Below are 26606 nucleotides of genomic sequence, written 5' to 3'. Positions count from 1 at the left end.
GCCTCCTTACTTGTGTTGATAGTCCGTTATACCCGGTCGAAAGATCCACCACATGCCCAAGGAGGCCAGCATACCTGCTACGCCTCCGAAGTAGAAGGGCGCCTGGGGACCGAAGGTATCCCACAAAAAGCCGGCCAGGGTGGAAGCCGGCAGAAGGCCTATGCCCACTACGGTGGCGTGGAGGCCGATAAGGGTTGCCTTCTGCTCCGGAGGCGCTATATCCGCCACCAGAGCCTTTTCTACACCTTCGGTAAAACCGTTATAGAGGCCGTATATGGCAAAGAGCCAACACATAGCCGACGGGTTCTGAGCCACCGCAAAACTTAGATATACCAGGCCATAAACCAGGTAACCGAGGACCAGCAACGTCCGCCGGCCGATGCGGTCCTGCAGGCGACCGGCGGGGTAAGAAACCAGGCTGTAGACGAGGTTATAAACGAAGTATAAGAGTATGACCGTTTCCGGGGCAAATCCCAGATTCTCGGCCCGCAACAGCAAAAATTGGTTGGAGGAGTTACCCAGGGTAAAGAGGAAAACAACCACCAGGAGGGATCGTAAGCGTGGGTCAAGGACCCGCCAGTTAAAGGATATTTTCTTCGCCTGGAGGCCGGCGAAGCCCCTTTCCCGTACCAGCAACAGGACGGCAACCCCTAAAACGGCGGGGATAAGGGAGTACAAGAAAACCGCCCGGTAATCCCCTCGGTAGCCTGTCAAGAAATAATAAGCCAGCACCACCCCCAGGCTGGCCCCTAGGGTATCCATGAGCCGGTGCAAGCCAAAGGCGGCCCCGCGCTGCCCCGCCGCGGCAGCTTCAGCGATAATGGCGTCTCTGGGAGCAGTGCGCACCCCTTTGCCAAAGCGGTCGGCCAAACAGCCGGCCAACACCCAGCCCCAAGAGGTCGCCAGGACGAGAAAGACCTTGCCCAGGGCTGAAAAGCCGTAGCCGCCGATAGCCAAGGTTTTTCTGCGTCCCAGACGATCGGAAATAGCGCCGGAAAAAACCTTGAGGATGCTGGCCAGGCTTTCGGCCAATCCTTCAATAATACCGACGATAGCAGGGCTGGCCCCCCAGGGCCGTGGTCAGGTAAAGGGGTAACAAAGGATAAACCATCTCCGTGAAAATATCAGTCAGCAGGCTAGTGAGGCAGGTGATGAGGACGTTAAACATGAAAAGAACCCCTTGCAATTTAATGAGCCGTCCAAAGATTTAACGGTTCTTTCCCATCTCTGGCAAGGCTTTATACACTATAACCGCTATAACCCCTCCTGCCAGGGCCGTGAGCAATTGGGGAATCTGGAAAGCCTGCGCCAGCTTGGGGGGCAAGACCAGAATGAATTTCAGCGCTAACACGAAGACCCCATACTTGCATACCGCGGCGGCAATGACGCCGACCCAGGGTTAAATCTTACCAGCAGGCCGAAGACTATCACCAGCGTAGCGTTGGCTGCCATTATGAACGGCGTTATGGGCTGGGCGAGCGGGGGCACGATGCCCCGCATGAGAGCGATCCACGGCGTCAGGGCGCCTATGACGACACCGCCCCCCATGCCTACGGTTAAAGTCGCGAGGAACAGCATCGCGTTTACTAGCGGGCCTGTCCCCGGCTGTGGGAGCCCGACCATCTGAACTGCGACCGTCAGCGCCAAAAGCAGGGCGGTCGTAGTCAGAAACCTGGTATTTCGCCACATGACATACCTCGCCTCCTCAGTTTTTCCAGCAGCGTCCCATTTCCTTCCAAACGCCTGCAACAGCGCTTCTACGTCTCCCTCCTCCACCGCTTCTGGCCTATGGACAGGCGGCCGGGAACCAGCGCATCATCTCATAAACACGTTCTAACAGTTGTCGTCTTTACTGTCGAACTCTATAATAAACCTCTTCCTTGTAAACCGCTTGGATAAGGCCAGTTTCTACCAACCGGCCAATATATTTTGTAACCTCCGCCTGATGTAAGCCGGTTAAAAAAGCAATTTCCGTCAAGGTACAGGGGCGCCGCCCCAAAAGGGTCACAATCTCCCTTTCGATATCCTGCTGGCTCCCGTCCCCGTACACCTTGCCGGCAAAATGGCCAATAATCTCTGTCCTATTACCCAGTCGGGCAGCTATTCTTTCCATTTGCTCCCGTTCCAGGGGCCTGGCAAATGCCTCCGCCGGGGGGCGACTAACGGTATTAAGCTGGATCTTCTCTGCCGGCAGATCTTTTAAAACGGCAGCGAGGGCAGCAATCTCTTCTTCCCCATCATTGAGCCCGCGGACCAGCATCACTTCTATCCAAAGGCGGCCCCTGAACATGTCTGCGAAATCTTGCAACCCTTTGATAACCTGCTCTAAACTAATCTGATCGCAGGGTCGGTTGACTCGCTTAAAGGCCGGAACTGTAGCCGCATCGAGGGAAGGTATCACCACATCTGCCGTCGCTAACTCTTCCCGTATATTCTGATCATGCAGGAGTGATCCATTGGTTAGCACGGCCACCGGTATGGACGTTAATTTTTTTAAACCCCGGATTACCCGGCCGAGCCCTGCATTAAGGGTGGGCTCACCGGAGCCAGAAACTGTTACATAGTCCGGTCGGTGATTTCCTTTAAGTTTTGTCTCTATTTCCTGTAGCACAGCCGCTACCGGTACATATTCCTTGCGTTGGACGGTATGTAATGTGGTTCGGCCCAACTGGCAGTAAATGCAATCATAGCTGCAGGTTTTAAAGGGAACAAGGTCGATACCCAGGGACCACCCCAGCCGCCGTGACGGGACAGGGCCAAAAACATAACTCATTTTCCCTCTCCCCCTTTTTAGCATTAGCGCAACTTATCCCTGCCGCCGAAAACACGCCTGGTCATACCTGCAATCCAGTCCCAGTGCAAGTAAAGATGAACTAAAACCAGGACCACCGTCACTATCGCCAGCCAGCGGTGTATCGCTCCCCATTCCTGGCGGCTAAAAATAAAAGTGGGAGCAAAAGCTTGTCGGCCATATCTCCCTGCCGGGAGAATTAGCCACGGGATAAAACCAGAAAGGGCTACCCCCAGGGCACTCAGGAAAAGGGCTAAATCGACAAAATAATTAACTTTCCATTTATACAACTTCCCACTTCCTTCCCGGATCACATTCTAAATTCAGGATGGCATATAACTTTGCTATATCATCCCTAACCGTTTCCAGTATAAATCTATAAAGAACATACGTCAATATTGTGTTGTAAAAAAGCCCCCCTGCCAAAAAAGAGGGGGGCTATCACAAAAATTGTATCCCTGAAAAATCGTGCTCCCTGAAGGAAAGTTTGATAGGCTGGAATTAGCTCCTTAACTTTAGCACGGCATCCTCGGCGGCATTGGTTACCTGATAGGCAATAGGCGAGGCGGTAAGGGCCGGGTGGGTCCCTACCTGCATGGTTTCCAGCTCGTCAGCCCGCATCTTATGCTGCACGGCAGCCGCCAGCAGGTTGGTCAGCTCGCCCACCGCAGTACCGCCGTAAGCCTGCCCGCCTACAATTACACCAGTATCTTTAGTAAAGATCAACTTTACGCCCAGCTCTCTGGTCCCCGGCATACTCCCCGGATGCCTGTCAGGCGCCTTGGCGTTACCATTTACGACCTCAATACCCGCTTCCCGGGCCGCCCTTTCCGTCAGGCCTACCGACCCCAGGGCCAGGTCGCCGACAATCGTCGAAAACACTCCTACTGCCGCCCCCCTGGCCCGCCTGAGGCCGAACAGGTTGGCCCCCGCTACGCGGGCTTCATGGGTGGCTACGGAAGCTAGTTTGATGAGGGATGGCCCGTGCCCGAAAAATGAGCTTTTTTCGGCGCAATCGCCAATGGCAAAAATACTTGGGTCACTGGTACGCATATAATCATCAACCCAGATGCCGAAGCGATTGTTAACTTTCAGTCCCGCCTTTTGGGCCAGTTCAATATTGGGCGCCACGCCGATGCCAAAGATAACAACGTCAGCAGGCAGGGTTTCGCCGTTGGCAAGTCTCACCTGTTCTACTTTACCGTCTCCCAGAAACTCTTCTACTTTCGTTCCAGTAATAATGTTTATTCCCTGTGAGCGCAGCTTATCCTCCGCCAGGGTGCAGACCTCATCATCAAATGCCAGGGCCAGGCAATGGGGCAAAAGTTCGACGACGGTAACATTCAACTCCCGCCCCTTCCGGCACTCATCGGCAAACTCAACTCCTATAAACCCTCCACCGACGATCACCAGATTTTTCGCTTTATCCAGGGCATTTTTGAGATTCTCAAGATAGGCTACGTCTTTTTTGACGACGAAAACACCTTCCAGGTCAGCCCCTTTTACCGGTGGAACAACAGGAGACGACCCGGTAGCCAGGACGAGTTTGTCATAAGCTATGCTACCAGAGTTCACCGTAGAAACAGCCTTGCTTTGGCGGTCAATCCCTATAACTTCATCGATCACCAGTTCTATGCCGTTATTAACCAGTGTGGCGTCCGGGATGAGGTTCTTGTCGGGGCTCCCCACAGTACCGAAAATGTAAGGGATACCGCAGGGTACCAAAACCTTTTCTTCTTTACGTACCACGGTTACCTTTTTGTCCTTAAAATACATTTTGGCAGTAATAGCTGCCGTAAGGCCCGCCGCACTCCCGCCGATAACTAGTACATCCGTACCCTTCAAACCAGCCGCCCCTTTCCATGTTTTTTGTTAATACTAGAACTTAGTTTTTTAAATAGCATAGTATTTATTAGGTCATATGTCAATAATAGATAGAGAAAAAATCTCCGTTAGTATAATCGGTTTTAAATTTATAGCTACACTCTAACCTTTGTCAAGGACCACCTATTCTCCCACATGGGCCACAATGCCTCCGCCGCCTCCACCAGCACAGCATCGAACTGGATGGCTTTGTTGGCAACAACTTCTTCCCAGCAGTGGTGCCAGGTAAGGGCCGGGCGGTAAGGCCTTTCTGAGGTCATGGCATCAATGGCATCGCATAAGGCAATAATCCGTGAGCCTAAAGGGATGGCCTCGCCTTTTAAACCAGCCGGGTAACCCTTACCGTCCCAGCGTTCGTGATGGTAAAGGACCAATCGAGCTATCGAGCTCAATCGCCGCGATTTGTTCAAGATTTTATAGCCTATCTCGGGATGGCGCTTGATCATTGCCCATTCGTGAGGTAAAAGGCGGCCCGGTTTGCGCAAAATCTGGTCCGGGACGCCAATTTTCCCGATATCATGCAAATGGGCAGCCATATGTATATTCTCGAGTTCTGCGCCCTTAATCCCAACTCTCCTGGCTAGGTCAAAGGCCATATCAGCCACGCGTTGCGAATGGTCTTCACTATAATGATCCCTGGCTTCCAGGGCAGCCGTTAAACATTCAATAATGTCATGGTAGACCCCATGCAGGGTATGCCCGCATATCCAGGAAAGCATCCCGGTTCCCCTTCCCCGTCGCCGCTATTTTAGCCGTTTATAAAGCCCTTCCAGGCTTTAGCTATATAGGCCCAAGAACGCCGGGCAAAAATAGTTCTAACCCCCTTTTTCCGGGCATCCTTTTTGATCTTTGCGGCCAGCCCATGGTTGACATAGTCAGTAAACACCAGCACGACATCAATCTCGTGGGGCAAATCTACAGCTATATGGCCAATTTTACGCCCGCTTAAGTGTTCGATTTCAGTGAAACCCAGGCTTTTGAGGTTATCAGGGATGTTCCCCAAACGGTCACCGCCAACGATTAAAATAGACAAAGCCATGTCCCCCTTTGTCTAAGTTGATAATTTTTCTCATTTGTTCCTGTTAAAATAAGGGGTTAATTTCCTCAGCAGAGAAGGTTGGCAGTTCAGGCTTCCCTCCTGAGGTCCCCTTCAGACTGTAAAGGCTACGGGTTATATTGTCTTCCCGATCTGGCTCCTTGACCACCGTTACAAACTTGATCACAACGTGGGCAGCCTGCCCCTCTGGCAGTTTCCAACAGATGACGCGCCAGGATGGCACCTGCTATAATACCTGCTCCGGCTAAAATGGTTATCTCCATCGCTTTCCGTCTCTTTTAACCATGCTTAAACATTCCGGGTGCCCGTTTTAGCCAAGCCCGAGGAGCCTGCCTACCTGGAAGACCAGCACCGCCATCACCCAGCCCAGCAGCAAACTGTAGCCGATGGTAAAGGCAGTCCAGCCCCAGGAATTGGTTTCCCGGCGGATGGCGCCAATGGCCGCCACGCAGGGGATGTAAATCAGGGTCATAACCATAAATGCGTACGCTGAAAGGGGCGTCCAGGATTGAGCGATGGCCGCTGTCAAGCCGTCTTCCTCTACGCCGTAGAGGACGCCCAGGGTGCCGACGACCACTTCTTTAGCCAGGATGCCAAATACCAGGGCTACCGCCGCTTCCCAGGTGCCAAAACCGGCCGGTTTAAAGACCGGCGCCAGTATAGTTCCCAATCTCCCGATCAGGCTCTCCTGGCTGGCGTATTCCACACCCAGTGGTAAGTTGGAAAGTACCCAGATAAGCACCACGACACCGACAATAACGGTACCGGCTTTACGGACAAAGGAACTGCCTCGCTCCCACATGTGAATCATCGTGCCTTTAAGTGTCGGTACCCGGTAAGGCGGCAGTTCCATGACAAAGGGAGCTGTTTCTCCTTTAAAAAGAAAGGTCTTAAAGATTTTTCCCATGATAATAGCCAACACAATACCTAAAAGGTACAGGGAAAAGATTACCCATCCCTGTTTAGCCGTAAAGAAGGCGCCGGTGAAGAGGACGTATACCGGTAAGCGGGCCGTGCAGGACATCAAAGGATTAATAAGGATAGTAATCAAGCGGTCCTGCCGGCTTTCCAGGGTTCTGGTAGCCATGATGCCCGGGACGTTGCAGCCAAAGCCGATTAAAAGCGGGACAAAGGATTTGCCGTGCAGGCCCAGGGCGTGCATCAGACGGTCCATGATATAAGCAGCGCGGGCCATATAACCGCTGTCCTCCAGGAGAGAAATGGCCAGGAAGAGCAAGAAGATGGGGGGTATAAAGACAAGCACCGAACCCAGACCGCCGATTATCCCATCAGCTATGAAGGAAGTCAGGAGTTGCGGGGCACCCAGGGCTTCCAGCCAGCCGGTAGCAAGGCCGGTTAACCCCTCAAAGGCGCTTTCCACCCAGCCAATCATGGGGTCACCCAGCTTAAAGGTAAATTGAAAGACAGCCCACATAGTCAGGAGAAAAATCGGCAACCCCAGGTATCGATTAGTTACTATGTTGTCAATCTTATCAGATAAAGTAAGCCTTTCTTCCAGGGTCTGGCGCCTGGTAACAGCCTCTTTTACCAGGCCGTTGATAAAACCATAGCGCCGATCGGCAATAATGGCTTCTACTTCTTCTCCTAAAATCTCATGCAGTTGTTTTTTGCTTTTAGTTGCCGCATCAAGGACCTGCCTGGCCCCTTCTTTTTGCAGCTCTGCCTCTAAGCGCTCATCGTCTTCTAAGAGTTTTATCGCCAGCCACCGGGGAGGGTATTTCGCTGCCAGCTTAGCGTCCTGCTTAATGATTTGTTCTAATTTATCTAGTTCGTTTTCAATTTCCCGTCCGTAGTTAACTTTTAGCGGCTGGCATATTGTCTCCTGGACCCTCTTCGCAACCGTAGCCACAAGTTCTTTTATACCCTCGTTACGTGTGGCTACGGTCGGCACCACCGGCACTCCTAGAGCTTGCGCCAGGCGGGGGATATTGATTTCGATCTTGCGTGCCCGGGCCTCATCAACCATATTTAAGGCGACGACGACGTTGGCCCCCATCTCCAGCAATTGGGTAGTCAAGTACAAGTTGCGTTCCAGGTTGGAGGCGTCGACGACATTGATAACGGCCTCAGGTTTATCAAAGAGGATAAAATTGCGGGCGATAAGCTCGTCCTCACTGTAAGCACCAAGGCTGTAAGTCCCAGGCAAATCAACAATATTGAAAGTTTGTCCTTGATAGCTAAGCTTCCCTTCTTTTTTCTCCACCGTCACGCCTGGCCAGTTGCCAACATGCTGGCGGGCGCCAGTCAGATCATTAAAAATACTGGTCTTACCTGAATTGGGATTGCCGACCAGGGCGATAACCTTTTCCCTTTCAGGTTTAGCCATTGCTACTGCCTCCATGGGTTCCCCTCCTTAAAATGCCAGTTCCCAACGAAAAGTGTTAAGTATGCCTAACATCAACTTACATCATCTTGCTGACATACACTCCCTGCCTGCAAAAAAATTACCCCTGCCCTCAACCTACTTCTTCTACCATAATCTTATGGGCCATACCTCTCCCGATTGCCAGGCGGCCGCCCCCTGAACCATTCCCTAGCGAAACAATTATGGGTCCAAAGTTATCATTGCGGATAATCTTAATGGTTGACCCGCGTACCAGGCCCAGCTCTGTTAGCCGGCGACGCAAACTTATGCCGCCAGCGACTTCTTTAATAACTGCCTCCCGGCCTGTATTTAAAAATTCCAGGGGTAATAACCTGCTGCCCATAACTGAACACCTCTTAACATTAATTGAGTTGCTCGACAAAAATAGCGGCTGCTTCTTTTTTGCGTAAGCTCAAATGGTAACCCTTTACTTTTACTTCTATAGGGTCGCCCAGAGGAGCTGCTCCTGCGACAGCCACTTCAGTACCAGGAACTACTCCCATGTCCAAGAGCCGGCGGCGGAGTTCGCCGGTAGCGGTAATTTTAATCACCCTGCCGCGAGAGCCCTTCCCCAGTTCGCTTAAGGCCCGTGTGCTAATGGTTTCTAAAGCCTCCATGACAACAGCCTCCTTTCCTTCTTTAAGCAAATTAAGGTTGCTTAATTTTCATTAAAAGATAATGACATTCATTCTCATTAGGTTAATAAAAAAATACCACACAGGTAAATAAATTGTCAAGCCCTCGCCCGGTAATGCCGCACACCTCCTATCTGGCGCAAATAATGTGCAATATTGACTAGCTATAACTTGGGATATAATTATGGTAAGACGCGACTTACTTTTGTGGAGGTGTAGTAAAATTGCAGGGTATGATAAAAGTATCCAGCAAAGGCCAGATTGTGTTACCTGCCAAATTAAGGAAAAAGCATGTATAAAAAAAGGTGATATTTTAATTGTTAACCTGGTGGGCGATAAAGTTGTAATTGAACCACTTAATAAATCCAAAAAAGAAGATTGGCAGCAGATACTTGAAGAAACAGCAGGAATATGGCCACATGTAGACTCAAAGTATGTCGAGGAACTCCGTTTAGCCGCACAAAAGAGATTGGAGAAAACGATGGATCAGTTCCATAACCGTTATGGAATTATATGCCGCGCCGCATATTACGGCTGAACAGCAAGAAAAAATGGCCCGGCTGTTCGAGGGCTTAAATGGGATAGCGGCAACAGCATTACATCTGGACGCTGTTCTCGCCACAAAGAATAAAAAGCATTTTGATTTTATCCCTGGAATTGTTGTTGACTGTCCTTATTAAAACCGCAGCCTAAGAGCACCAGCGGCCCTTCCCTGGTGGTAATGATTAAAGACTAATCACCGGAGAAGACCCTTCCAGAGATCTTCTGTTTTCGAGCTACACCTGCGACGACGAGAGGGAGGCGGGGGTAAGCACTTCTAGCCCGGGTACCCGTTTGAAATGTTCTACGTTTAATGTAAACAGGGGCAGGTTGCGCGCCAGACAGATGCCGGCAATGAGGGTATCAGGCACCCCAATTACCTCCCCGCCAGACCGCAATCTATTTTCGATCATAGCCGCTGCCATGGCTGCCTGGCCATCAAAGGGCAAGATGGTAACCTGCTGAAAAAATTTAGCCAGCAGCCTTTCCCTTTTACTGTTGGCAGCAAGACCTACCTGGAGTTCAAAAACTGTTATAGCTGTTATGGTAAGCGTACCATTTCTTAAAGCATGCTCGACATAATCAACTTCCGGCTGGTGACCCTTCAAAAAGCCAATAATTATCGAAGTATCGGTTACGACTCCCACCGCGACCAGAACTCCTTCACCCTGGCTGCATATTTTGGGCCTTCTTCTTCGCTTAAACTACCGGCAAGTTTTAGAATCTCGTTAATCTCTTTTTCCCGGTTCTCCGCCCTTGCTAAATATTCCTCAAGGGCTTCATTTACTATTTCTGAATAACCCCGTAAACCTCGCCTGGCCGCCAGGGCCATAAGTTTAGCCCGGGTTTCATTGCTGATTTCAATGGTAGTGCGCATGTTTAATCACCTCATATAAGTATTCTAGTATGCAAATACTTACATGTCAATAATGCGGGAAAACATTAATGGCGGCCGGCGGGATAGTGCAGTAAACTGTGCTGCCCGGCGACAGGGAACAACCTTTATCTTCCCTGGCAACAACCAGTGCGACAAGCCTTTCGCCGGCATCGATTATTACCCTGGTCAGTAAGCCCCGTGGGTAAACCGCGAGCACCTTTCCCGGCAGGCAGTTCCCGGGCCGCGGCAAACTGCTCACCAGGATATGTTCCGGCCTGACGGAAAAACCCGCCCGGCCGGTTAATTGCGTCTCTACCTGCAGCAGCGCCCCTCCAAGGGTGACGTATTTCCGGCCGCCGCGCAGGATAATATCGCTATAATAAATATTTTCCACCCCGACAAAGCGGGCAACCGCCGCCGTCCGCGGCCGAGTAAAAATTTCCTCCGGTGAGCCCACCTGGAGCAAACCGCCTCCCATGAGAACCCCGATGCGGTCGCCCAGGTATAAGGCTTCTTCAAAATCGTGGGTTACATGAACAATCAGGGTACCGGTAAACCGGTGCAGGCGCTTTAGCTCCTGCTGAAGCGTCTCCTTTGTACAGGGGTCCAGGGCTGATAGGGGTTCATCCAGTAAAAGGACCCGGGGCTTCATTATTAAAGCCCGGGCCAGGGCCACCCGCTGCTGCTCGCCGCCGCTTAAAGTATATGGAAGACGCCGGAGAAGGTGGGCGATACCAAGCAGGGACGCCACGGCTTCTAATTCCCTTTTTATCTCGCCCGGAGGTAATTTTTTGTTTTTGAGCCCGAAGACAATATTTTCCCTGACGTTTATATGGGGGAATAAGGCATAATCCTGGTAAACAAAACCAAAGCGCCTCTTTTCCGGCGGCCAGGCGGTTATATTTTCTTCCCCCAGCCATATCTCGCCGGCATCCGGCGCGTGCATGCCGGCAATAACCTCCAGGAGAACGGTTTTGCCGGCACCCGTCGGCCCCAGGATAACGAAGTATTCTTCCGGAAAGACTTCTAGAGATATATCCCGGAGTTGAAACTCGCCTATCTTTTTAGTTATCCGGAATAGCCGCAGCGAACGCCCAGACAATCGTTCTTTCACAGGCCCGGCACCCGCTCGTACAGCTTTACTCCTGCCCGTTCAAAAACGGCCAGGGAAATCACGGCGATCAGGATCAGGATGGCAGCCGAAGCCATCAGGGCCTCCATGTCGCCGGTAGCCATATTTAAGTAAAGGGAGATGGGCAGGGTTTCCGTTTTAAACCTGGTGGCGCCGGCCAGCATAAGCACCGCCCCAAATTCCCCCAGGGCTTTACCCCAGGTAAGAACCAGGCCGGCAAGGATATTATTACGTATTAACGGTAACGTCACCTTCAGAAAAGCCCGGGACGGGGTACAGCCCAGGGTCCTGGCCACATATTCCAGGCGGATATCCACGGCCTCGATAGCAGCCTTTAGAACGGTAATCAGGGAAGGAAGATTGACGAAAAATTGGGCCAGGATAATCCCGGGTACGGTAAACACAAAACGTAAACCCATCCTGGTTAGGATTTCGCCAAAGGTCGTAGTGCCAAAAAGCAGGAGCAGGCAAACGCCGGAGACAACTGGCGGCAGGGTTAAAGGGATTCTTAAAAGATTGGCTGCTATACCCTGGCCCGGCAGGTTGTAGCGGGCCAGGGTATAGGCCACCGGCATAGCTACCAGCAGGCAGGCGGTTGTTGAAACTATAGATGTTATCAGGCTGAGCCTGATGGCGAAGACCAGTTCCGGCGCCTTCAGAGAGGCAGGAATGTAAGGAATACCCCTTATCAGCACAGTACTTACGGCTGCTAAAATAAAGAGCACTACCATTGAAGTTATCAACACGTTAACCATTTTAAAAAGTTTTGCCCCCAAGGTTTTCCCCCCTGAAACCTCACGGGTTAACCGGCTTGTAACCCCATTTTTGCCAAATCTGGTAGGCCGGTGGTGAAGTTATAAATTCGGCCAGCTGTTGGGCCAGCTCCTTGTCTTCAGAACAATTCAGCACTGCCACAGGTACTGTTTTGACGTAATCCTTTAGTTCGGGTACTGGCACCAGATCGAGCCTGTCTTTTGCCCCCTGGTAATTTTCCTCCCAGATGACGGCGGCGTCGGCTTGTTTGGTGCTTAAATATACCACCAGTTCGTTTACCGTCGGCGTCCTGACCACCACATTTTTATTGACTGCCTCCAGAAGGCCGTGCTTTTGCAAGAGCTGGTCGGCCAGCTTGCCGATAGGATTGGCCTGGGGATCACCCAGGGCTACTTTCACTCCCGGCCGCCCCAGATCGGCTAATTTGTGGATGCCGGCAGGGTTGCCCTTCGGTACCGCCAGCACCGGGATGTGATAAACAACATTCTTTTCCCATGCTACCAGGTTTTTCTCTTTAATAGGCTTTAATTCCGCTATATCCCCCGGCAGGTAGACGTCTCCCTGCCCGGTTAACAGGATCTGGTTGTTGAGCTGGGCCGCGCCGCCAAAGGTATAGGTAACCTTTATCCCTGCTTTGGCTTGAAAGGCGGCACCAATTTCCTCGACCGGGTTTTTGAGGCCGGCGCCGCTATAGACTAAAAGGGAGCGCCCGGCAGCGTTGTCCGCCTCCTTATTATTACCTCCCAGCTGGCTTTGGCTTTTACCGCAGCCGGCCAGCACCAGCAACCCAAATAATAGTAAGCCCAATAATAATGTTACAGATTTTGCAAGCCTCACTGTTGTTTCCTCCTCCATTCCAACAATCAATGCCCAAAAGAACAATACTGCTCGTAACCGGCCAGGCGGGCAATACCGCTGATGGTTACCCCGTAAAAGATAACCGGTTTCCGGCCCACTATCGCTGTCAGGGTATCATTTACCGCTGTCGTACCGGTCGCCAGTACCAGGTCGCTCCATTCAATAATTTCCTCTGTATACCGGGCGTCTTCTATCATAACCCCGTTTTTGCGCTGACCGACATTATCCGGGTCCAGGTCGGTTACCCGGATGGGAAAATGACCGGCCAGGCTGGCCACCATGGCCGGCTGCAGGCCGATAAAAGCAATCCGGGGGTTGCCGAAACGCTCCCGGACATATTCTACCAGGCGGGCAGCACACAGCCCCGGTTCTTGATCACGGCAGTGGATGGTCTTGTCTACCAGCTTGAAATGCCGCATCACGGCGTTCAGGGTGGCTATAAATATGGCCCGTTCGTAGTTGTTACGCAGTGGTAGGGAAAGGACATCCTTCAGGGTGCCCTGGTAATTCCCCGGCATATCGGTATATGCCTGCCCCACCGCGCCAGCAAAGGTGGCCTGGAGCATCACTTCTTTACCTTTCAAGAGAGGGAAGTCCTGGCGTTCCGGCCGGCCGATGGCTTCTTCAGGCGTGAGGGGTCGGGCGCTGACCACCTGGATTTCTTCCTCACCGCTCAGGTGCCTGTCTTTTACCAGCCTGTAAAATTTTTCTCTGATGCCTTCTAAGAAATGCATCGAAGCTATCTCCTTTCCTGTTAATCAGCAATAAATTAAAAACCCCGTCTCCACGGCGGAGCGGGGTTTAACTTAAAAAGCGAGAGCTCTCTTATAGCCAACCCCCTCCTTTTCAATACCTGGAAGGCATACCCGTTTCCCGGTACACCCCGTGGACCAGCGGTCCAGGCCAACCTGCCATGGGTTGTTCCTTTAGGCAGGATGGCTCGGAGGATGTAAATATTTAAGCATATGTTCTTTATATTATTCGCTGTAAGATAGCAAATTCCTGCCGGTAGTTCTAATTTTATAATACCGCCTAAAACAGATTCCCTGGTGCTGCTGTGGGAGGTGGCAAACAGAGTAAAAAATAACCCCTGGCATCTATTCTATACCAGGGATTTCATATTGAAGGAAGCCAATTTAGCTTTTATTGGGGGTCAACAATAGCCGGTAGCCACCGGCCACCTTTTCCACCTGGACCTGATAACCCCGGTTTTCTGCCAGGCGGGATACGTTTTCTTTGGTGGTCTCGTTATCGGTCAATACTGCCAGGGTTTGGCCCGGGTTTTGTTCCATGGCCTTTTTCGTCTTTACAACAGGTATGGGACAGGAAAGCCCGCGCACATCAACTTCCACCATAAAAACATCTCCTCCTTTTATTCTGAAGTTACCTCGTGCAAATACCGCTCCAGCTGCAGAGATTTTCCCTGAAAACGACTGGCAACTGGTCGATGATTTCAGCAACACTGGTGGCAGGCGTCGGGTTTGCCCTCTGGCCTGCTACCCGGTTGGCTTTTGCGCTGATGCTGGCCGCCTGGTCCGGATCCAGTTCAGCATAAGCAAAAGCAGTGACCATACCGGTGATGGTATCTCCCGTGCCGCCTATGCACTCCATTTGGGGGATATCCGGCTCTTTAATCTCATCAACGATAACCCCATCTTTTACTATATAATCGACAGCTCCTTTAACCAGGAGGCATTTGGCCGCACCCCCGTTAGCATAAGCGTGTTTAATTAGTTCGGGTACGCGGGCGAAGGCATCCTCGAACAGATGACGGCTGATATAAGCCGGGTGAACGGCTTCCGGGTCGGCCAGGAAAGCAATTTCACTGGGGTCCGGGGTGAAAATATCAAAGTGGGGCGCTACACCTGCCGCCTTTGCCGCATACATGGAGCCGGCATCGGCAATTAGCACCGGCCGGGGGCGGCATTTTTCTACTGCGGTATAGAGCTTTTGCATTAACGTAACGATGGGTAGACAATAATGGAGAGCTAAAACCCTGGGCGCCAGCTCCTCTATATGTTCTATTAGATACTGATAAATCAACCTGCTTCCTTTTCCTGTGCCAATATCGCCTGCCAGCAATACCCGGGGCGGTTCCAGCCCGAGGTGACAGGTAGTGGCCAGAGCCGCACTTACCATGGCCATTGTCCCCTGGGTACAGGGCAAATAATGGCCGTCGACCCGAAGTTTTTCTCCTTCCTTTTCCACCCGGCCAAGGATCAGGGGCATGTCTGTTACTGGGACGGTCCCGGCAATAAGCATCAATTGAGCGCTACCCCTTTCCAAATTTCTAAAGCCTTTTCCAGGGCGCGGTCGAGCATCAGGGCGCACAGGGTACGGCCTTCGTCCTTGGGCCGGGGGGCTGCAGCCAGGTGGGTGCCCACCAGCCTGGTATAAAGATAGGGGATATCGGGACACCCTCCACCGGAAATATTAACTATCACACCTGTCTTTATATCAAAAACAAGTTTCATATTACCTAACTTTATCATAATGTGCTCGGCAAACCGGGTTACTTTTTCTACCTGTAGGGGTTCCATCTCGCCCTTGAAGGGATAAATACCCATGAAGGACACCCTGCCGGTAAGGGTCCTGGCTACTGCCGTTTGCTCGACCAGGTCGATTTCCAGGGCCAGGTCGCAGCCTTTGCGCATATCGGGCGGGGGCGCTACCAGTTTGCAGTCGAAGCCGGCTTTTTTCAACACCTTTTCGGCTTTCATAGCTTCCTCCACCGTAGTGAAAATCACCAAACCCCTGGCGTCAGCAGTTCCGGCCCGGGCCTCTAAGCTTTTTTTCAGCCAGCTTAAAACCATTTGGCATTCCCCCGCTTATTACGTTAATCTAGACTCTCCCGCATAAAGAACCCGACGCCGGCGGCGAAAACCAGACCTATTATTACAGCTGTGGGCCCGAAGGGGCCGGGGCCCTGGGGGCTAGAGGCAATTTGGAAATTGTGGGCAAAGGCAGCCCCTGCCAGCATGCCCATTATAACCACTCCCGCGTCGGTGTCACCTTCACCGGCGAGAACTGTTTGCCGTAATGGACAGCCGCCCAGCAAGGTAGCGGTAAGTCCGGCCAGGGCCATTCCTAAAAAATTCCATAATTGATTTGTATGGGCCACGGGCTGGCCCGCAAAACCTATGTTAATTTTACCAAGGATGGCGTTAACTACAAGAGCCCCCGCAAAAAAGGCCGCGATGCCACTGAAGAGGTAGGTATCCTTTACCAGGAAAAGATCGCGCCAGCCGCCGACAAAACACATCCTGGTTCTCTGGGCTAAAAAACCGATAATTAAACCTGCCGCCAGGGATACTCCCAACAGGGCATGGGCAGCGCCGGGGCCTTCCTTGCTGAAGAAAATAAATGAGGGTTTGGCAATAGCAAGAAGGAGCAACCCCAGCATAAAGAGCGGCATCAACCAGCCGGCCGCTGTATAGGTAGATTGCCAGCGGCCCAAGTTGAAACCTTTCTTAAGAAAATAAATGCCCACCAGGGCGCCTGCCACTACCCCCGCCAAGCCGGCGACAGCGTTCAAGTCACCGCCGGCAAGGCGCAATACAGCCCTTACCGGGCATCCTAAAAACACCAGGGCACCTATCATGAAAAAGGCGCCCAAAAAGAACCGCACCAGGGGTGCTGAGCCACCGCGGGCCCGGAATTCACCGAAAACAATGGCGGACAGGAAGGCCCCTAAAGCGATCCCCATAATTTCCGGCCGCAAATACTGGACTATCGCTGCCCGGTGCAGACCCAGGGCGCCGGCAATGTCCCGGTAGAAACAGGCGATACAAATGCCCATATTGGCGGGATTGCCAAGGTAGCTCATAAAGGCTGCCAGGGCACCGCCAACAAACCCTGCCATAATCATGAAGTTTTTTGGTGAAAAAACCCTATTCATTTATTTAAAACACCTCCGGTTATAAAATTAATAGGGATAAATATAAAATGATTAAAGGATTTGCCACCCCCCCTTGCCTCCTTTTATTCGATCGGTATATTGGTCACTTGTCTATAACCATTTCTATCCGCCGGAAGGATATTCCTTCATATTTTATATGACTTTTTGTTATACCTATGAAACAAAACAGAGCTCTAAAAATAAAAAATGGTTCAGAGACCTTTTAAACAAACTCTAAAAGGGTCTCTGAACCGTACAAAAAATCCTGCTGGTAGTTTAGCGATTACTCATACCTCGCCTTGAACCCAGATGCCAGGTAATAATCAAGACCCTCGTCAATCTCTATTTCCGTTAACCCGGCAGCTACCAGCATACCCATCATTTCGTTGCCCGGCGGGATCTGGTCCCCGGCTATAACGCCCCCCAGGGATCTATGCAAATTATTTATGGTTTCCCTTGCTTTCGTATGGCAGATAACCACCCGCCCGCCTGGTTTCAACACCCGGGCCATCTCTTTTAAGGCCTTAAGTTTATGGGGAAAATGGGGGAAAGCCGAGTTGCAGATAACCTCGTCGAAAGTAGCATCCGGATAGGGTATGGAAACAACGTCGGCGCAAATGAACTCCACATTAGCGGGGAACCCTTTACTTTGCGCCCGTTCCAGCATGGCCTCGGCTATATCCAGGGCCACTATCCGGCCAGCAGGGCCTACGGCAGCCAGTAAATAGGGAATTAATATCCCTGTGCCGCAACCCACATCTAACACCGTGCTGCCGGGAGCAATGTTCAATCCTTTAATAATTGTTTCCAGCTTGGCTTTTTCTTCCGGCGCACACAGGCTGTCCCAAATATCAGCCTTGCTGTTAAAATACTCGCGGTGGGTAAGCATATAACTCCCTCCTGCGCTCGCATATTGTTTTAACCCGCAATCACTCATTTTCTTGCCACTGTTTTACCTTGCGTTTCGGGGAGAAAATTGTTGCCAGGACAAAAATAACCGCCGAAGTAAGGACTATCGCCGCCCCGCTGGGAACATCCAGGATATATGAAACACCAAGCCCGGCCCAGCAGGAAAGGACACCAAAAAGCGCCGCCAGGAAGAACATGCGTTTCAAGCTATAGGTGAGTTGGTAAGCAGCGGCTGCCGGATTTAAAATCAGATTAAAAATTAACAGCCCGCCAATGCTGCGCAGGGAAGCGGTTACCGTTGCTCCGGTAAGAAAAAGGATACTGTAAAAGATGGCGTCGGCAGGTATGCCTACCGCCCGGGCCATTTCCCGGTGAAAGATAACCGCCTGGATCTCTTTAAAAAACATGACAACCAGCCCGGTAACTATGATCGTCACCACGGCCAGTAGCCAGAGATCCGCTGTCGTGACCGTCAGGATACTGCCCCATAGGAGTTCTAAGGCCTGGGTTTTGGGACCGGGCAATAGGCCCATAAAAAGGAAAGCCAGACCCATAGTTATGGAAAATATGATGCCGATGGGCGTATCGAGGTTAAATTCGCCCCGGTCGGCCAGGGGCCCGATGACAGCCGCCCCTATCAGGCTGAAGAGTATGGCTCCCAGCAATGGTTCAAAGCCCAGCCAGGTAGCAAAGAGGGCCCCGGCAAAGGCGGCATGGGAAAGGGAAACCCCAATAAAAGAAAGGTGCATAGTAACGACAAAAACGCCGATTAAGGAGCAGGCTACGCCGGCCAGCAGGCCGGCCAGCAAGGCCTCCTGCATAAACTTGTAGCTTAAAATACACATTTCCTGCTTCTTCCTAAAATTAATTTGAAACACCCAGGCCGGCAGGCGGCACTACGAGAGGATGAAAATGGCAGTTGCTATTTTCAAGCAAGTTAAAATAGCTGCTCCAGCACCCTGTCCTGGAGAAGCTCTTCCGGGTTTCCTGTTTTCCAAATACGCCCTTTTTTCATGAGCACCAGGCGGTCGCACAATTCAGTCAACCCTGTCAGGGAATGGGTAACCATTAAAGTAGTTAAGTTGCGTTCCTTATGAATACGTTGTACCAGCTGTAATATCTGCTGCTGCGCCCGCCGGTCCAGGGAAGCGGTGGGTTCATCCAGCAGGAGAATTGACGGTTCCTGGGCCAGGGCGCGGGCGATGGCTACCCGCTGTTGTTCGCCGCCGGAAAGATGGCCGATGGGACGCCCGGCCAAAGCCGTCATACCTACCAGCTCCAGCATGCGGTCTACTACCTGCCAATCGCCGGGTCCCGGCCGGCGGAAAAAGCCCAGCCGTCCGTAACGCCCCATCATGACTACTTCCCTGGCCGTTACCGGCATCCGGGGATCGATGGCCGGCAACTGGGGGACGTAGCCGATTTTACTGCGCAGGGCCGCCGGGCAGCCACGAGCCAGGTTATGGCCCAGCACCCACACTTCTCCCTGGAGCAAATGTCCCAGGCCATTGACCAGAGTTAGCAGTGTCGTTTTCCCGGCCCCATTGGGACCAATGATCCCTATTAGTTCCCCTGCTTTAACTTCTAGCGACACGCCACGCAGCGCTACATCTTCACGATAGGACACCACGGCATTTTTAATTTTAATAACTACTGGTACCATTGCTTTTCTTCCCTATTTGGGGAGGGCCGCCAGCAGCAATTCGACGTTTTTTTGTAAAGCCTGGTCCCATTTATCTGTTCCAGGGAGGCCGCCGGGAAAGTTGGAAATAGTAACCCTGGGTATTCCCAGTTCCTTAGCAATACCGGCGCCGGCATCCGGCCCGCTCTGGAGATTATCAATTATTAATTGCACACCTGCCTGCCGGCCCTTATCTACCAGTTCCTTTACCCGCTGCGGTGTAAGTTCTTCCGGACGGCCATAAGTACCTATAACCTGGAAACCGGCCCAGCGAACAAAGTCCTCTTGCTGGTCGGAGCAAAGAACTTTCAAGTTCCCCGCGCCCGCTGCCTGCAGGCGGGCCTGCGTTTCTTGTCCCACCCTGGCTGCCTGGTCAACAGCTTCCTGGGCCTTAGCCTTATAGTAATCTTTATTAGCCGGGTCTTTCTCTGCGAGTATACTGGCTACTGCCTGTAACGCCTGCTGCCATACCGGTGGTGCCATCCAGTTACCCTTTACTGCCACCGGAACTACTTCTAACTGGGGATTATTGGCGGAAGCCACCAATTCTTTGGTAAAAAGTTTACCCTGCCAGTCATGCATCAGGAAAACCCGGGCCTGGCTAAGTACGGCTACATCGGAAGGCTTGATGTCGAAGTGTCCGGGGCAGGAAGCCGGCGGGATAATATTCTTTACTTCCACCTTGTCCTTACCTACTTCCTGCACAGCAGTCATCAAAAGAGAGGTGCCGGTTACTACCTTAAGCTTATTACTCGTCTGCCGGGAATTACAACCAGTAACAACAAATAGCAAAAGGAACAGTAAAACGATATTGGCCATGAAACGAGCCATATTTCTTGAGGAAAACATAATATCGACCTCCCAAAACTTTGGAATGCAGTTCTGGCCCGGAGCCTATTCCTGGCAAACAAAAAACCATGGAAGCAGCTCCGCGCCGGCGAAGAACCTCCATGGTTCTCTTTTTACCCTGGCTACCTGCCAGGTAATTTACCCGTTAGTTATATTCGTCACTGGTTTAAAAATTCCTCCTTTGGAGGCTTCTGAACAGCAAAAAACGGCCCTTTCCCTCATTTGTGCTGATGCCCCCGCCGTCACGGCACCGCCGGTGAAAAACGTTTAATGCCCCAGTACCGGGTGAATCAAAAAATGCCTCGCATAAGAGGTTTTATCTCTCTATGCGAGGCTTTAACTATACGTGAATAAAGACTATACTTGCCAGGCTGCCTGGAAACCGCTGGAAACCGCATCAATGATTTTACCAACATTCCCAGCGTCTCCAATCACTCTTACAGGAATACCTTTATCCTCCAAAGCTTTATTAAGTTCTTTTCCTACAGGTGACTGTCCAATAGCTAATACAACCCTACGGCCGCGTATGAAGTCCTGTTTTCCTTCTTTACCAACTACAGATACACCTTCAGGAGTGATCTCAGTAACCATATTGCTTGTCCTTATTGTGATACCGAGCCTGGTGAGTTGCTGCATTATATCAAAGCGGCTGATCGGCTCCATATCTATAGCTACATCGGGTAACATTTCAACCACAGTAACTTTGGCTCCTTTTTCAGCCAGATAATGGGCAGTTTCGCAACCTACTAATCCCCCACCAACGACAACAACTTCTTCATCTTTTTCGAAAGATAGCTTCCCGGCAAGTACATCCCATGCCTGGACGACAAACGTACTTTCACTCTCCGCACCTTTAATCCTGGGTACTACAGGTTCAGACCCCGTAGCAAGGATCACATAGTCCGGGGAAAGCGCTGCAATAGTCTCAGCATCGGCAGCAACACCGCTTCTGATTTCTACGCCCGCCCTTGAAAGCTCCGCCTCAAGCCAATCACGGAACCAATTAATTTTAGCTTTCCCTGGCGCCGCCGAAGCAATCCCCAGCTGCCCCCCCAGTTGTTCCCTTTTTTCATAGAGGATAACCTGGTGACCTCGTTTGGCTGCCGTAATAGCTGCCTGCATACCTGCCGGGCCTCCACCGACAACTACCACTTTCTTCTTTACAGGGGCTTGCTTAATCTCACTGTATACACCCTCGTGGCCCGTCACTGGGTTAACCGTACAACGGAGGCGGAGATTATGGAACACTCGACCGCCTATACACCCAATGTTGCAAGAAATACACTTTCGTATCTCATTGTGCCGTCCCTCTTTAGCTTTCTGAGCCCATTCCGGATCAGCGATCAAGCCACGACCAATAGCTACAAAATCCGCTCTTCCTTCAGCAATGACTTTTTCAGCAAACTCCGGTTCACGAATCACGCCCACTGTAATTACCGGGATACTGACTACCTTCTTGATTTCTTCTGCCAGATATACTCGCCATCCCTGTTCGAACCTCGAAGTCTCCAGAAGTGTAGGCATTGATTCATATATGCCCGAACTTACATGTAATACATGGACGCCTGCATCCTCTAGCATCTTAGCTATTTGTTTGCCCTCTTCTAAAGTATTGCCGTCCTCGACAAATTCGTCAGCGCTGAAGCGGAAACTGATCGGGTAGTCTTCTCCCACAGCTTCCTTAATCCTTCTGATTATCTCCAACGGGAAGCGCATCCTTCTCTCAAAGCTACCGCCATATTTGTCGACTCGCCGGTTTGTCCGCGGTGACATGAACTGTCCAATAAGATACCCATGGGCGCCATGCAGTTCTATCCCGTCAAACATGGCTCCTTTAGCTCTCACAGCCGTATTAACGAATTTCTGGATTAACTCTTCGATTTCGTTGATTGTAAGCTCCCGCGGTTGAGTACCAAGAAATGAACAAGGAACCGGAGAGGGAGCTACCGGTTGAAGCCCCTCTGTTATACCAGGAGTGGTCTGACGACCAGCATGGTGTATCTGCATAAAGATTTTAGCACCATAGTTGTGGACAGCTTCTGCCAGCTCAAAAAATCCGGTCATGTACTTATCATCATCGAGCCGCAACTGACAAGCAATATTTTTGCCCCGGGGGTAATCTATCTGTACATTTTCTAAGATTATAAGTCCTACCCCACCCCTCGCACGTGCTACGTAATAGTCAATAAGCCTCTGGCTTACTGATCCGTCCTCATTGGCAAGATTTGTGGCCATCGGTGGCATGACAATGCGGTTCCGGATTACCAGGTTTCCTATTTTACCTTCCGAAAAAAGGTTTGGAAAGTATGTCATATTACTCCCACCCTACTTTGTGATTGTTACTACTATCTACTATAACTTAAGGTAGAAGCTATTGTCAATTATTTTTCCCGTTTAGTTCTAATTTCTAACATCTACCTTGTGAATAAATGGATGCAATTTTTGCGCCATGCTCTGCAAGGTTGCCCCTGGATAAGGCCGGAGCGCCTGGAAATCTGCATCCAGTAACGTTCCGGCGGGCTGGTACTGCTGTAGTACGTAACGCCGTGCTCCACGCAGCAGCCGGCCTATGGCCAGGAAATCTTCCTCCATTAACAGGCCGGGAACTACCGTGGTACGAAATTCATAAGCAACCCGGCTGTTTTTAATGAGAGCAATACTTTCCTTTACAGCCTCCAGGTTCGCCCTGGTGCCGGTTAAAAGGTCATACTTCTCCGGCGGCGCTTTTATGTCCATGGCCACATAGTCCAGGAGGTCACCGGCCAGCAGCCTGGCTATAACATCAGGCTGTGAACCGTTGGTATCCAGTTTGACTTTAAAACCGTGGGATTTCAGTGACCGGATAAATTCCTCCAGGCCCGGCGCCAGGGTTGGCTCACCCCCGGTTATACAAACGGCCTGCACCCAGGAGCGGCGCCGAAGCAACAGGTTTAAAACCTCCGCCGGGCTGACTTCCGGCAAAGTAGCAGGGCGCAGCACCAGGTCGGCATTGTGGCACCAAGGGCAGCGGAAATTGCACCCGCCCAAAAAGACGGTAGTGCAAACCTCGCCGGGGAAGTCCACCAGGCTCGTTTGCTGGATGCCTCTAATGGCGATAGGGATCATTTCCTTAAAACAGGCAATGGCCGTCATATTATCCAGCCTTTCCTAAACTGCCGCCTGGCGTGTTTGTTCGTCGTCGCAGGAGACAGGACGGAAGCCACGCCGCTCCCGGAACTCCTCCTGCTTGCCTTTATTCCAGTTCTTCACCGGCCGGTAATAGCCGACGATCCGGCTCCAGACCTCCGTTTCCCGGCCGCAGGCCGGGCATGTCCACTGCTCGCCGGAAAGATACCCGTGCTCGGGGCAGATGCTGAAGGTAGGAGTAATGGTGAAATACGGCAGGCGGAAATTATCCATCACCGTCTGCAGAAAACGCCGGCAGGTTGCTGTATCTGTCACCCTTTCCCCCAGGTAGGCGTGAAAGACCGTACCTCCGGTATATTTTAGCTGCAGCTCGTCCTGGTGCTCCAGGGCGGTAAACACGTCGTCGGTGTAGCCGACCGGCAGATGGGTGGAATTGGTATAATACGGCTCCTCTGTTCCGGAAGTGAAGATGTCGGGATAATTGCGTTTGTCCAGCCGCGCCAGACGGTAGGACGTCCCCTCCGCCGGCGTGGCTTCCAGGTTGAAGAGCTGGCCGGTTTCTACCTGGTAGGTGGCCAGGACAGAACGCATGAAGTCCAGGATTTCTAAAGCCAGACCCCTTCCCTCGCGGGTATTAATACCTTTCCCTATAAAATTCAGGAGGGCCTCGTGCATGCCCACGATACCGATGGTGTTAAAATGGTTCTCCCAGTACCTGCCGAAGCGTTCTTTAACCTGCCGCAAATAGAACCGGGAGTAAGGATAAAGCCCTTGCTCAGTAAATTTTTCCAGGATATTGCGTTTGAGAAGCAAGCTCTCTTTGGCCAGGTCCATCTTCGCTTTGAGGCCGGTGAAAAATTCTTCCTTCGTTTTAGAAAGATAACCCAGTCGGGGCAAATTTATGGTGACTACACCTATCGACCCGGTGAGGGGGTTGGCCCCAAAGAGACCGCCGCCGCGTTTCTTGAGTTCCCGGTTATCCAGACGCAGGCGACAGCACATACTCCGCACGTCTTCGGGCTTTAAATCGGAATTGATAAAATTGGCGAAGTAGGGGATGCCGTATTTGGCCGTCATGGCCAGGATTTTTTCTACCACCGGGCTTTCCCAGGGAAAATCCGGTGTGATATTGTAGGTAGGTATGGGGAAGGTAAAAATGCGGCCCCGGGCGTCTCCCTCCATCATCACCTCGCAGAAGGCCGTATTCAGCCAGTCCATCTCCTGCTGGAAGTCGCCGTAACATTCTTTCCTGCGCTCGCCGCCGATAATCACCGGCTCGTTAGCTAAAATCTGCGGCACAACCACATCCATGGTCAGGTTGACAAAGGGCGTCTGGAATCCCACCCTGGTGGGTACATTGAGGTTAAAGATGAATTCCTGCAGGGCCTGCTTGACTTCCCGGTAGTCCAGGCCGTCGTAACGGATAAAAGGGGCGAGGTAAGTATCGAAGTTGGAAAAGGCCTGGGCACCGGCAGCTTCTCCCTGCAAAGTATAAAAGAAATTGGCTATCTGCCCCAGGGCCGTCCGGAAATGCCTGGGCGGCGCGCTTTCTACCTTCTGCCCCACGCCGGCAAAGCCGCTTTCCAGTAAATCGGCCAGGTCCCAGCCACAGCAATAGGGCGCCAACAACCCCAGGTCGTGGATATGGATATCGCCCCTTTCATGGGCCTCGCGGATAGCCGGCGGGTAGACCTTTTCCAGCCAATACCTGGAACTGACGGCGGCGATGATATGGTTGTTGAGGCCCTGGAGGGAATAATTCATGTTGCTGTTCTCATTAATCCGCCAGTCCTGGCCGTCCAGGTAGCCCTGGACCATTTCCTGCACGTTGACCAGAAGGTGGCGGAAATCCCGCCATTCCGCATGTTGTTGCCGGTAAAGGATATAAGCCTTGGCCGTCCGGGCATGGCCATTCTCAATCAATACTTTTTCCACCAGGTCCTGCACGTCTTCGACGGTAGGCAGCCTGTCGGCAAATTTTTCCGCCAGAAGGGCCGTCACCTGGTTGGCCAGCTGGCTGGCCTGGCGGCGGTCCTGGCCCCCGACAGCCTGGGCCGCTTTGTAAATAGCATTGATTATCCTCTCCTCGTCAAAGTCCACTACCCGGCCGTCGCGCTTGATGATCTTCTTGGGTATCATGATAAAATTTAAATCTCCTTTCGCCTGCCTGAATGAAAAACCCCAACCACGCCTGCGTAGCTGGGGTAAATCCTCCCTTACCTCACCTTCACCATGGCCGTGGTTTAACGGTGAAATCTCACGGGCAGGTCTCCTGGCTCGGGTTCAACGCTCCCTGCTGCCTTCCCAGTCCAGCACTCAGCTCCTTTAGATGCACTACTCCGGGTACTTCTTAATACTATAAGAAATTAACCCGTAGCTGTAAATATCTTGCTGAGTGCTGGACCAGTGGCTCCTTTAGCAGGTACTCCCCCTCACAGTGGCGGCACCGCGCCGGACTTGCACCGGCTTCCCTGGCACCCGCGAGAATCCTTTTCTGGTAATGTTCAACACAGTAATCTTCGACAAAGATGAGGCAAAATCCTGCCGCTATATAACCTTCTCATCCCCCGGTTAAGCACTGTTTTTATTCACCTGGGGCTATTTTTCCTTGCTGGAATTACTTTGTTTCCTGTTTTCTATGGGGGCAGGTATTACAAAGGGAGGGATCGTCAAAGGAGATCTGGCAGTAAGTCCCTTCCTCCTTCCAGCATGGCTTGGCGCACCCTATGCGTTCAGTCTTCCGGGAGCAGGCCGGGCAGTCCTCGTATAACCAGCAAGGATAGAAGGCCAGGTAGTGTTTGATGGAGTTTAAATTGAAGCCTTTATCGATGAGCTTTTGAATGAAGCGCAGCCGTTTCAAGTCATTATTTGAGTAAAGGCGCCGCCCGTTCTTGCGTGCGGGCTGGATGAGTTTATGTCTTTCCCAGACCCGCAGGGTGCCCGGCTGTATGCCCAGTAAATCGGCGACCACGCTGATGGTATATAACATTTGTTCAGGCATTAAAAGCCGCCTCGCTTAACAATCAGTTTATAAATTATTGGCAGTTTTATTTTACGTTAACTTATCATCCCAGATCAAGTATCGCTTTTCTCCTATCTGAAAACATAATTTTGCTATATCTAAATAACTTTGTTGTAAGATTTTTTATAAGTTTATTGACATGGGTTTGTTCAACAAATATGATATAAGTAAGATCAATAGTAAGCGG

The 26606-nt window shown here is 51.6% G+C and carries 28 protein-coding genes, 1 pseudogene and 2 riboswitches; of the genes and pseudogenes, 1 reads left to right on the top strand and 28 read right to left on the bottom strand.

Annotated features, from left to right (window positions below; translation table 11 throughout):
• Positions 1–6 precede the first annotated feature (6 nt).
• From FLZ89_RS10035 to FLZ89_RS09990, 10 genes and pseudogenes are all read right to left on the bottom strand, one after another.
• A pseudogene (locus tag FLZ89_RS10035) lies at positions 7–1168 on the bottom strand (MFS transporter).
• Positions 1169–1344: 176 nt separating this feature from the next.
• On the bottom strand, positions 1345–1776 hold the full coding sequence (locus FLZ89_RS10030) for a hypothetical protein (RefSeq protein ID WP_216363874.1): 432 nt from the start codon (positions 1774–1776) through the stop codon (positions 1345–1347).
• A gap of 73 nt (positions 1777–1849) precedes the next feature.
• Positions 1850–2773 (bottom strand): radical SAM protein, encoded by a 924-nt coding sequence (locus FLZ89_RS10025; protein ID WP_172613546.1) that lies wholly within the window; start codon positions 2771–2773, stop codon positions 1850–1852.
• 23 nt (positions 2774–2796) lie between these two features.
• Positions 2797–3081 (bottom strand): DUF4405 domain-containing protein, encoded by a 285-nt coding sequence (locus FLZ89_RS10020; protein WP_141262678.1) that lies wholly within the window; start codon positions 3079–3081, stop codon positions 2797–2799.
• A gap of 211 nt (positions 3082–3292) precedes the next feature.
• The gene (locus FLZ89_RS10015; RefSeq protein ID WP_141262679.1) at positions 3293–4636 is read right to left on the bottom strand and encodes an NAD(P)/FAD-dependent oxidoreductase; all 1344 of its coding nucleotides are present in this window, start codon (positions 4634–4636) and stop codon (positions 3293–3295) included.
• 134 nt (positions 4637–4770) lie between these two features.
• Entirely contained in the window at positions 4771–5394 is a 624-nt protein-coding gene (locus FLZ89_RS10010) for an HD-GYP domain-containing protein (protein ID WP_141262680.1), read from the bottom strand.
• Between the two features lie 29 nt (positions 5395–5423).
• On the bottom strand, positions 5424–5708 hold the full coding sequence (locus tag FLZ89_RS10005; RefSeq protein WP_075516063.1) for a DUF2325 domain-containing protein: 285 nt from the start codon (positions 5706–5708) through the stop codon (positions 5424–5426).
• Positions 5709–6042: 334 nt separating this feature from the next.
• Positions 6043–8094, bottom strand: a complete 2052-nt coding sequence (gene feoB, locus FLZ89_RS10000; RefSeq protein ID WP_141262681.1) for a ferrous iron transport protein B — start codon at positions 8092–8094, stop codon at positions 6043–6045.
• Positions 8095–8209: 115 nt separating this feature from the next.
• Complete coding sequence (locus FLZ89_RS09995; RefSeq protein WP_141262682.1) at positions 8210–8461, bottom strand: FeoA family protein; 252 nt, start codon at positions 8459–8461, stop codon at positions 8210–8212.
• A gap of 19 nt (positions 8462–8480) precedes the next feature.
• Positions 8481–8735, bottom strand: a complete 255-nt coding sequence (locus FLZ89_RS09990) for a FeoA family protein (protein WP_141262683.1) — start codon at positions 8733–8735, stop codon at positions 8481–8483.
• 202 nt (positions 8736–8937) lie between these two features.
• On the opposite strand from FLZ89_RS09990, the gene FLZ89_RS09985 reads away from it, so the two are divergent.
• Positions 8938–9291 carry a hypothetical protein gene (locus FLZ89_RS09985; RefSeq protein WP_141262684.1) on the top strand — a complete coding sequence of 118 codons (354 nt, stop codon included), beginning with the start codon at positions 8938–8940 and terminating at the stop codon, positions 9289–9291.
• Between the two features lie 238 nt (positions 9292–9529).
• On the opposite strand, the gene FLZ89_RS09975 is transcribed toward FLZ89_RS09985, so the two are convergent.
• From FLZ89_RS09975 to FLZ89_RS09890, 18 genes are all read right to left on the bottom strand, one after another.
• Positions 9530–9940 (bottom strand): type II toxin-antitoxin system VapC family toxin, encoded by a 411-nt coding sequence (locus tag FLZ89_RS09975; protein WP_172613545.1) that lies wholly within the window; start codon positions 9938–9940, stop codon positions 9530–9532.
• Positions 9928–10170 carry a CopG family ribbon-helix-helix protein gene (locus tag FLZ89_RS15715; protein WP_172613544.1) on the bottom strand — a complete coding sequence of 81 codons (243 nt, stop codon included), beginning with the start codon at positions 10168–10170 and terminating at the stop codon, positions 9928–9930. The genes FLZ89_RS09975 and FLZ89_RS15715 overlap by 13 nt, the downstream gene beginning before the upstream one ends.
• A 46-nt stretch (positions 10171–10216) precedes the next feature.
• Positions 10217–11284, bottom strand: a complete 1068-nt coding sequence (locus tag FLZ89_RS09965; RefSeq protein ID WP_141262685.1) for an ABC transporter ATP-binding protein — start codon at positions 11282–11284, stop codon at positions 10217–10219.
• Entirely contained in the window at positions 11281–12078 is a 798-nt protein-coding gene (locus FLZ89_RS09960) for an ABC transporter permease (RefSeq protein ID WP_141262686.1), read from the bottom strand. The genes FLZ89_RS09965 and FLZ89_RS09960 overlap by 4 nt, the downstream gene beginning before the upstream one ends.
• 19 nt (positions 12079–12097) lie before the next feature.
• The gene (gene modA, locus FLZ89_RS09955; protein ID WP_172613543.1) at positions 12098–12913 is read right to left on the bottom strand and encodes a molybdate ABC transporter substrate-binding protein; all 816 of its coding nucleotides are present in this window, start codon (positions 12911–12913) and stop codon (positions 12098–12100) included.
• Positions 12914–12939: 26 nt separating this feature from the next.
• Positions 12940–13668 (bottom strand): Rossmann-like domain-containing protein, encoded by a 729-nt coding sequence (locus FLZ89_RS09950; RefSeq protein ID WP_141262688.1) that lies wholly within the window; start codon positions 13666–13668, stop codon positions 12940–12942.
• Positions 13669–13756: 88 nt separating this feature from the next.
• Positions 13757–13892: riboswitch (molybdenum cofactor riboswitch) on the bottom strand.
• A 178-nt stretch (positions 13893–14070) separates the two neighbouring features.
• Complete coding sequence (locus FLZ89_RS09945) at positions 14071–14289, bottom strand: sulfurtransferase TusA family protein (protein ID WP_141304898.1); 219 nt, start codon at positions 14287–14289, stop codon at positions 14071–14073.
• Between the two features lie 28 nt (positions 14290–14317).
• Positions 14318–15196, bottom strand: a complete 879-nt coding sequence (locus tag FLZ89_RS09940) for an NAD(P)H-hydrate dehydratase (RefSeq protein WP_141264039.1) — start codon at positions 15194–15196, stop codon at positions 14318–14320.
• Positions 15196–15747, bottom strand: coding sequence for a DUF3343 domain-containing protein (locus tag FLZ89_RS09935; RefSeq protein WP_172613542.1), 552 nt, complete (start codon positions 15745–15747; stop codon positions 15196–15198). The genes FLZ89_RS09940 and FLZ89_RS09935 overlap by 1 nt, the downstream gene beginning before the upstream one ends.
• A gap of 23 nt (positions 15748–15770) precedes the next feature.
• Entirely contained in the window at positions 15771–16832 is a 1062-nt protein-coding gene (gene yedE / locus FLZ89_RS09930; RefSeq protein ID WP_141262690.1) for a YedE family putative selenium transporter, read from the bottom strand.
• A 283-nt stretch (positions 16833–17115) separates the two neighbouring features.
• On the bottom strand, positions 17116–17721 hold the full coding sequence (locus tag FLZ89_RS09925; RefSeq protein WP_141262691.1) for a class I SAM-dependent methyltransferase: 606 nt from the start codon (positions 17719–17721) through the stop codon (positions 17116–17118).
• Between the two features lie 40 nt (positions 17722–17761).
• Positions 17762–18586: a metal ABC transporter permease gene (locus FLZ89_RS09920; RefSeq protein WP_172613541.1), complete on the bottom strand. Its 825-nt coding sequence runs from the start codon at positions 18584–18586 to the stop codon at positions 17762–17764.
• A 92-nt stretch (positions 18587–18678) separates the two neighbouring features.
• Positions 18679–19404: a metal ABC transporter ATP-binding protein gene (locus FLZ89_RS09915; protein ID WP_141262692.1), complete on the bottom strand. Its 726-nt coding sequence runs from the start codon at positions 19402–19404 to the stop codon at positions 18679–18681.
• A 12-nt stretch (positions 19405–19416) separates the two neighbouring features.
• A complete protein-coding gene (locus FLZ89_RS09910; protein ID WP_216363873.1) occupies positions 19417–20271 on the bottom strand; it encodes a metal ABC transporter substrate-binding protein in 855 nt (284 codons plus the stop codon).
• Between the two features lie 357 nt (positions 20272–20628).
• Positions 20629–22584: an NAD(P)/FAD-dependent oxidoreductase gene (locus FLZ89_RS09905; protein WP_141304897.1), complete on the bottom strand. Its 1956-nt coding sequence runs from the start codon at positions 22582–22584 to the stop codon at positions 20629–20631.
• Positions 22585–22671: 87 nt separating this feature from the next.
• Positions 22672–23403, bottom strand: a complete 732-nt coding sequence (locus FLZ89_RS09900; RefSeq protein WP_253256454.1) for an anaerobic ribonucleoside-triphosphate reductase activating protein — start codon at positions 23401–23403, stop codon at positions 22672–22674.
• Between the two features lie 15 nt (positions 23404–23418).
• Entirely contained in the window at positions 23419–25536 is a 2118-nt protein-coding gene (locus FLZ89_RS09895) for a ribonucleoside triphosphate reductase (protein ID WP_141262694.1), read from the bottom strand.
• A gap of 106 nt (positions 25537–25642) precedes the next feature.
• A riboswitch (cobalamin riboswitch) is annotated at positions 25643–25894 on the bottom strand.
• A gap of 120 nt (positions 25895–26014) precedes the next feature.
• Positions 26015–26398: a MerR family transcriptional regulator gene (locus tag FLZ89_RS09890; protein ID WP_141262695.1), complete on the bottom strand. Its 384-nt coding sequence runs from the start codon at positions 26396–26398 to the stop codon at positions 26015–26017.
• Positions 26399–26606: the final 208 nt, after the last annotated feature.

The sequence above is a fragment of the Moorella sp. E306M genome (assembly GCF_006538385.1).
GTDB lineage: Bacteria > Bacillota > DSM-521 > Neomoorellales > Neomoorellaceae > Neomoorella.
The sequence above is the reverse complement of the archived record's forward strand: the minus strand, read 5'-3'. Positions and strand labels throughout refer to the sequence as shown.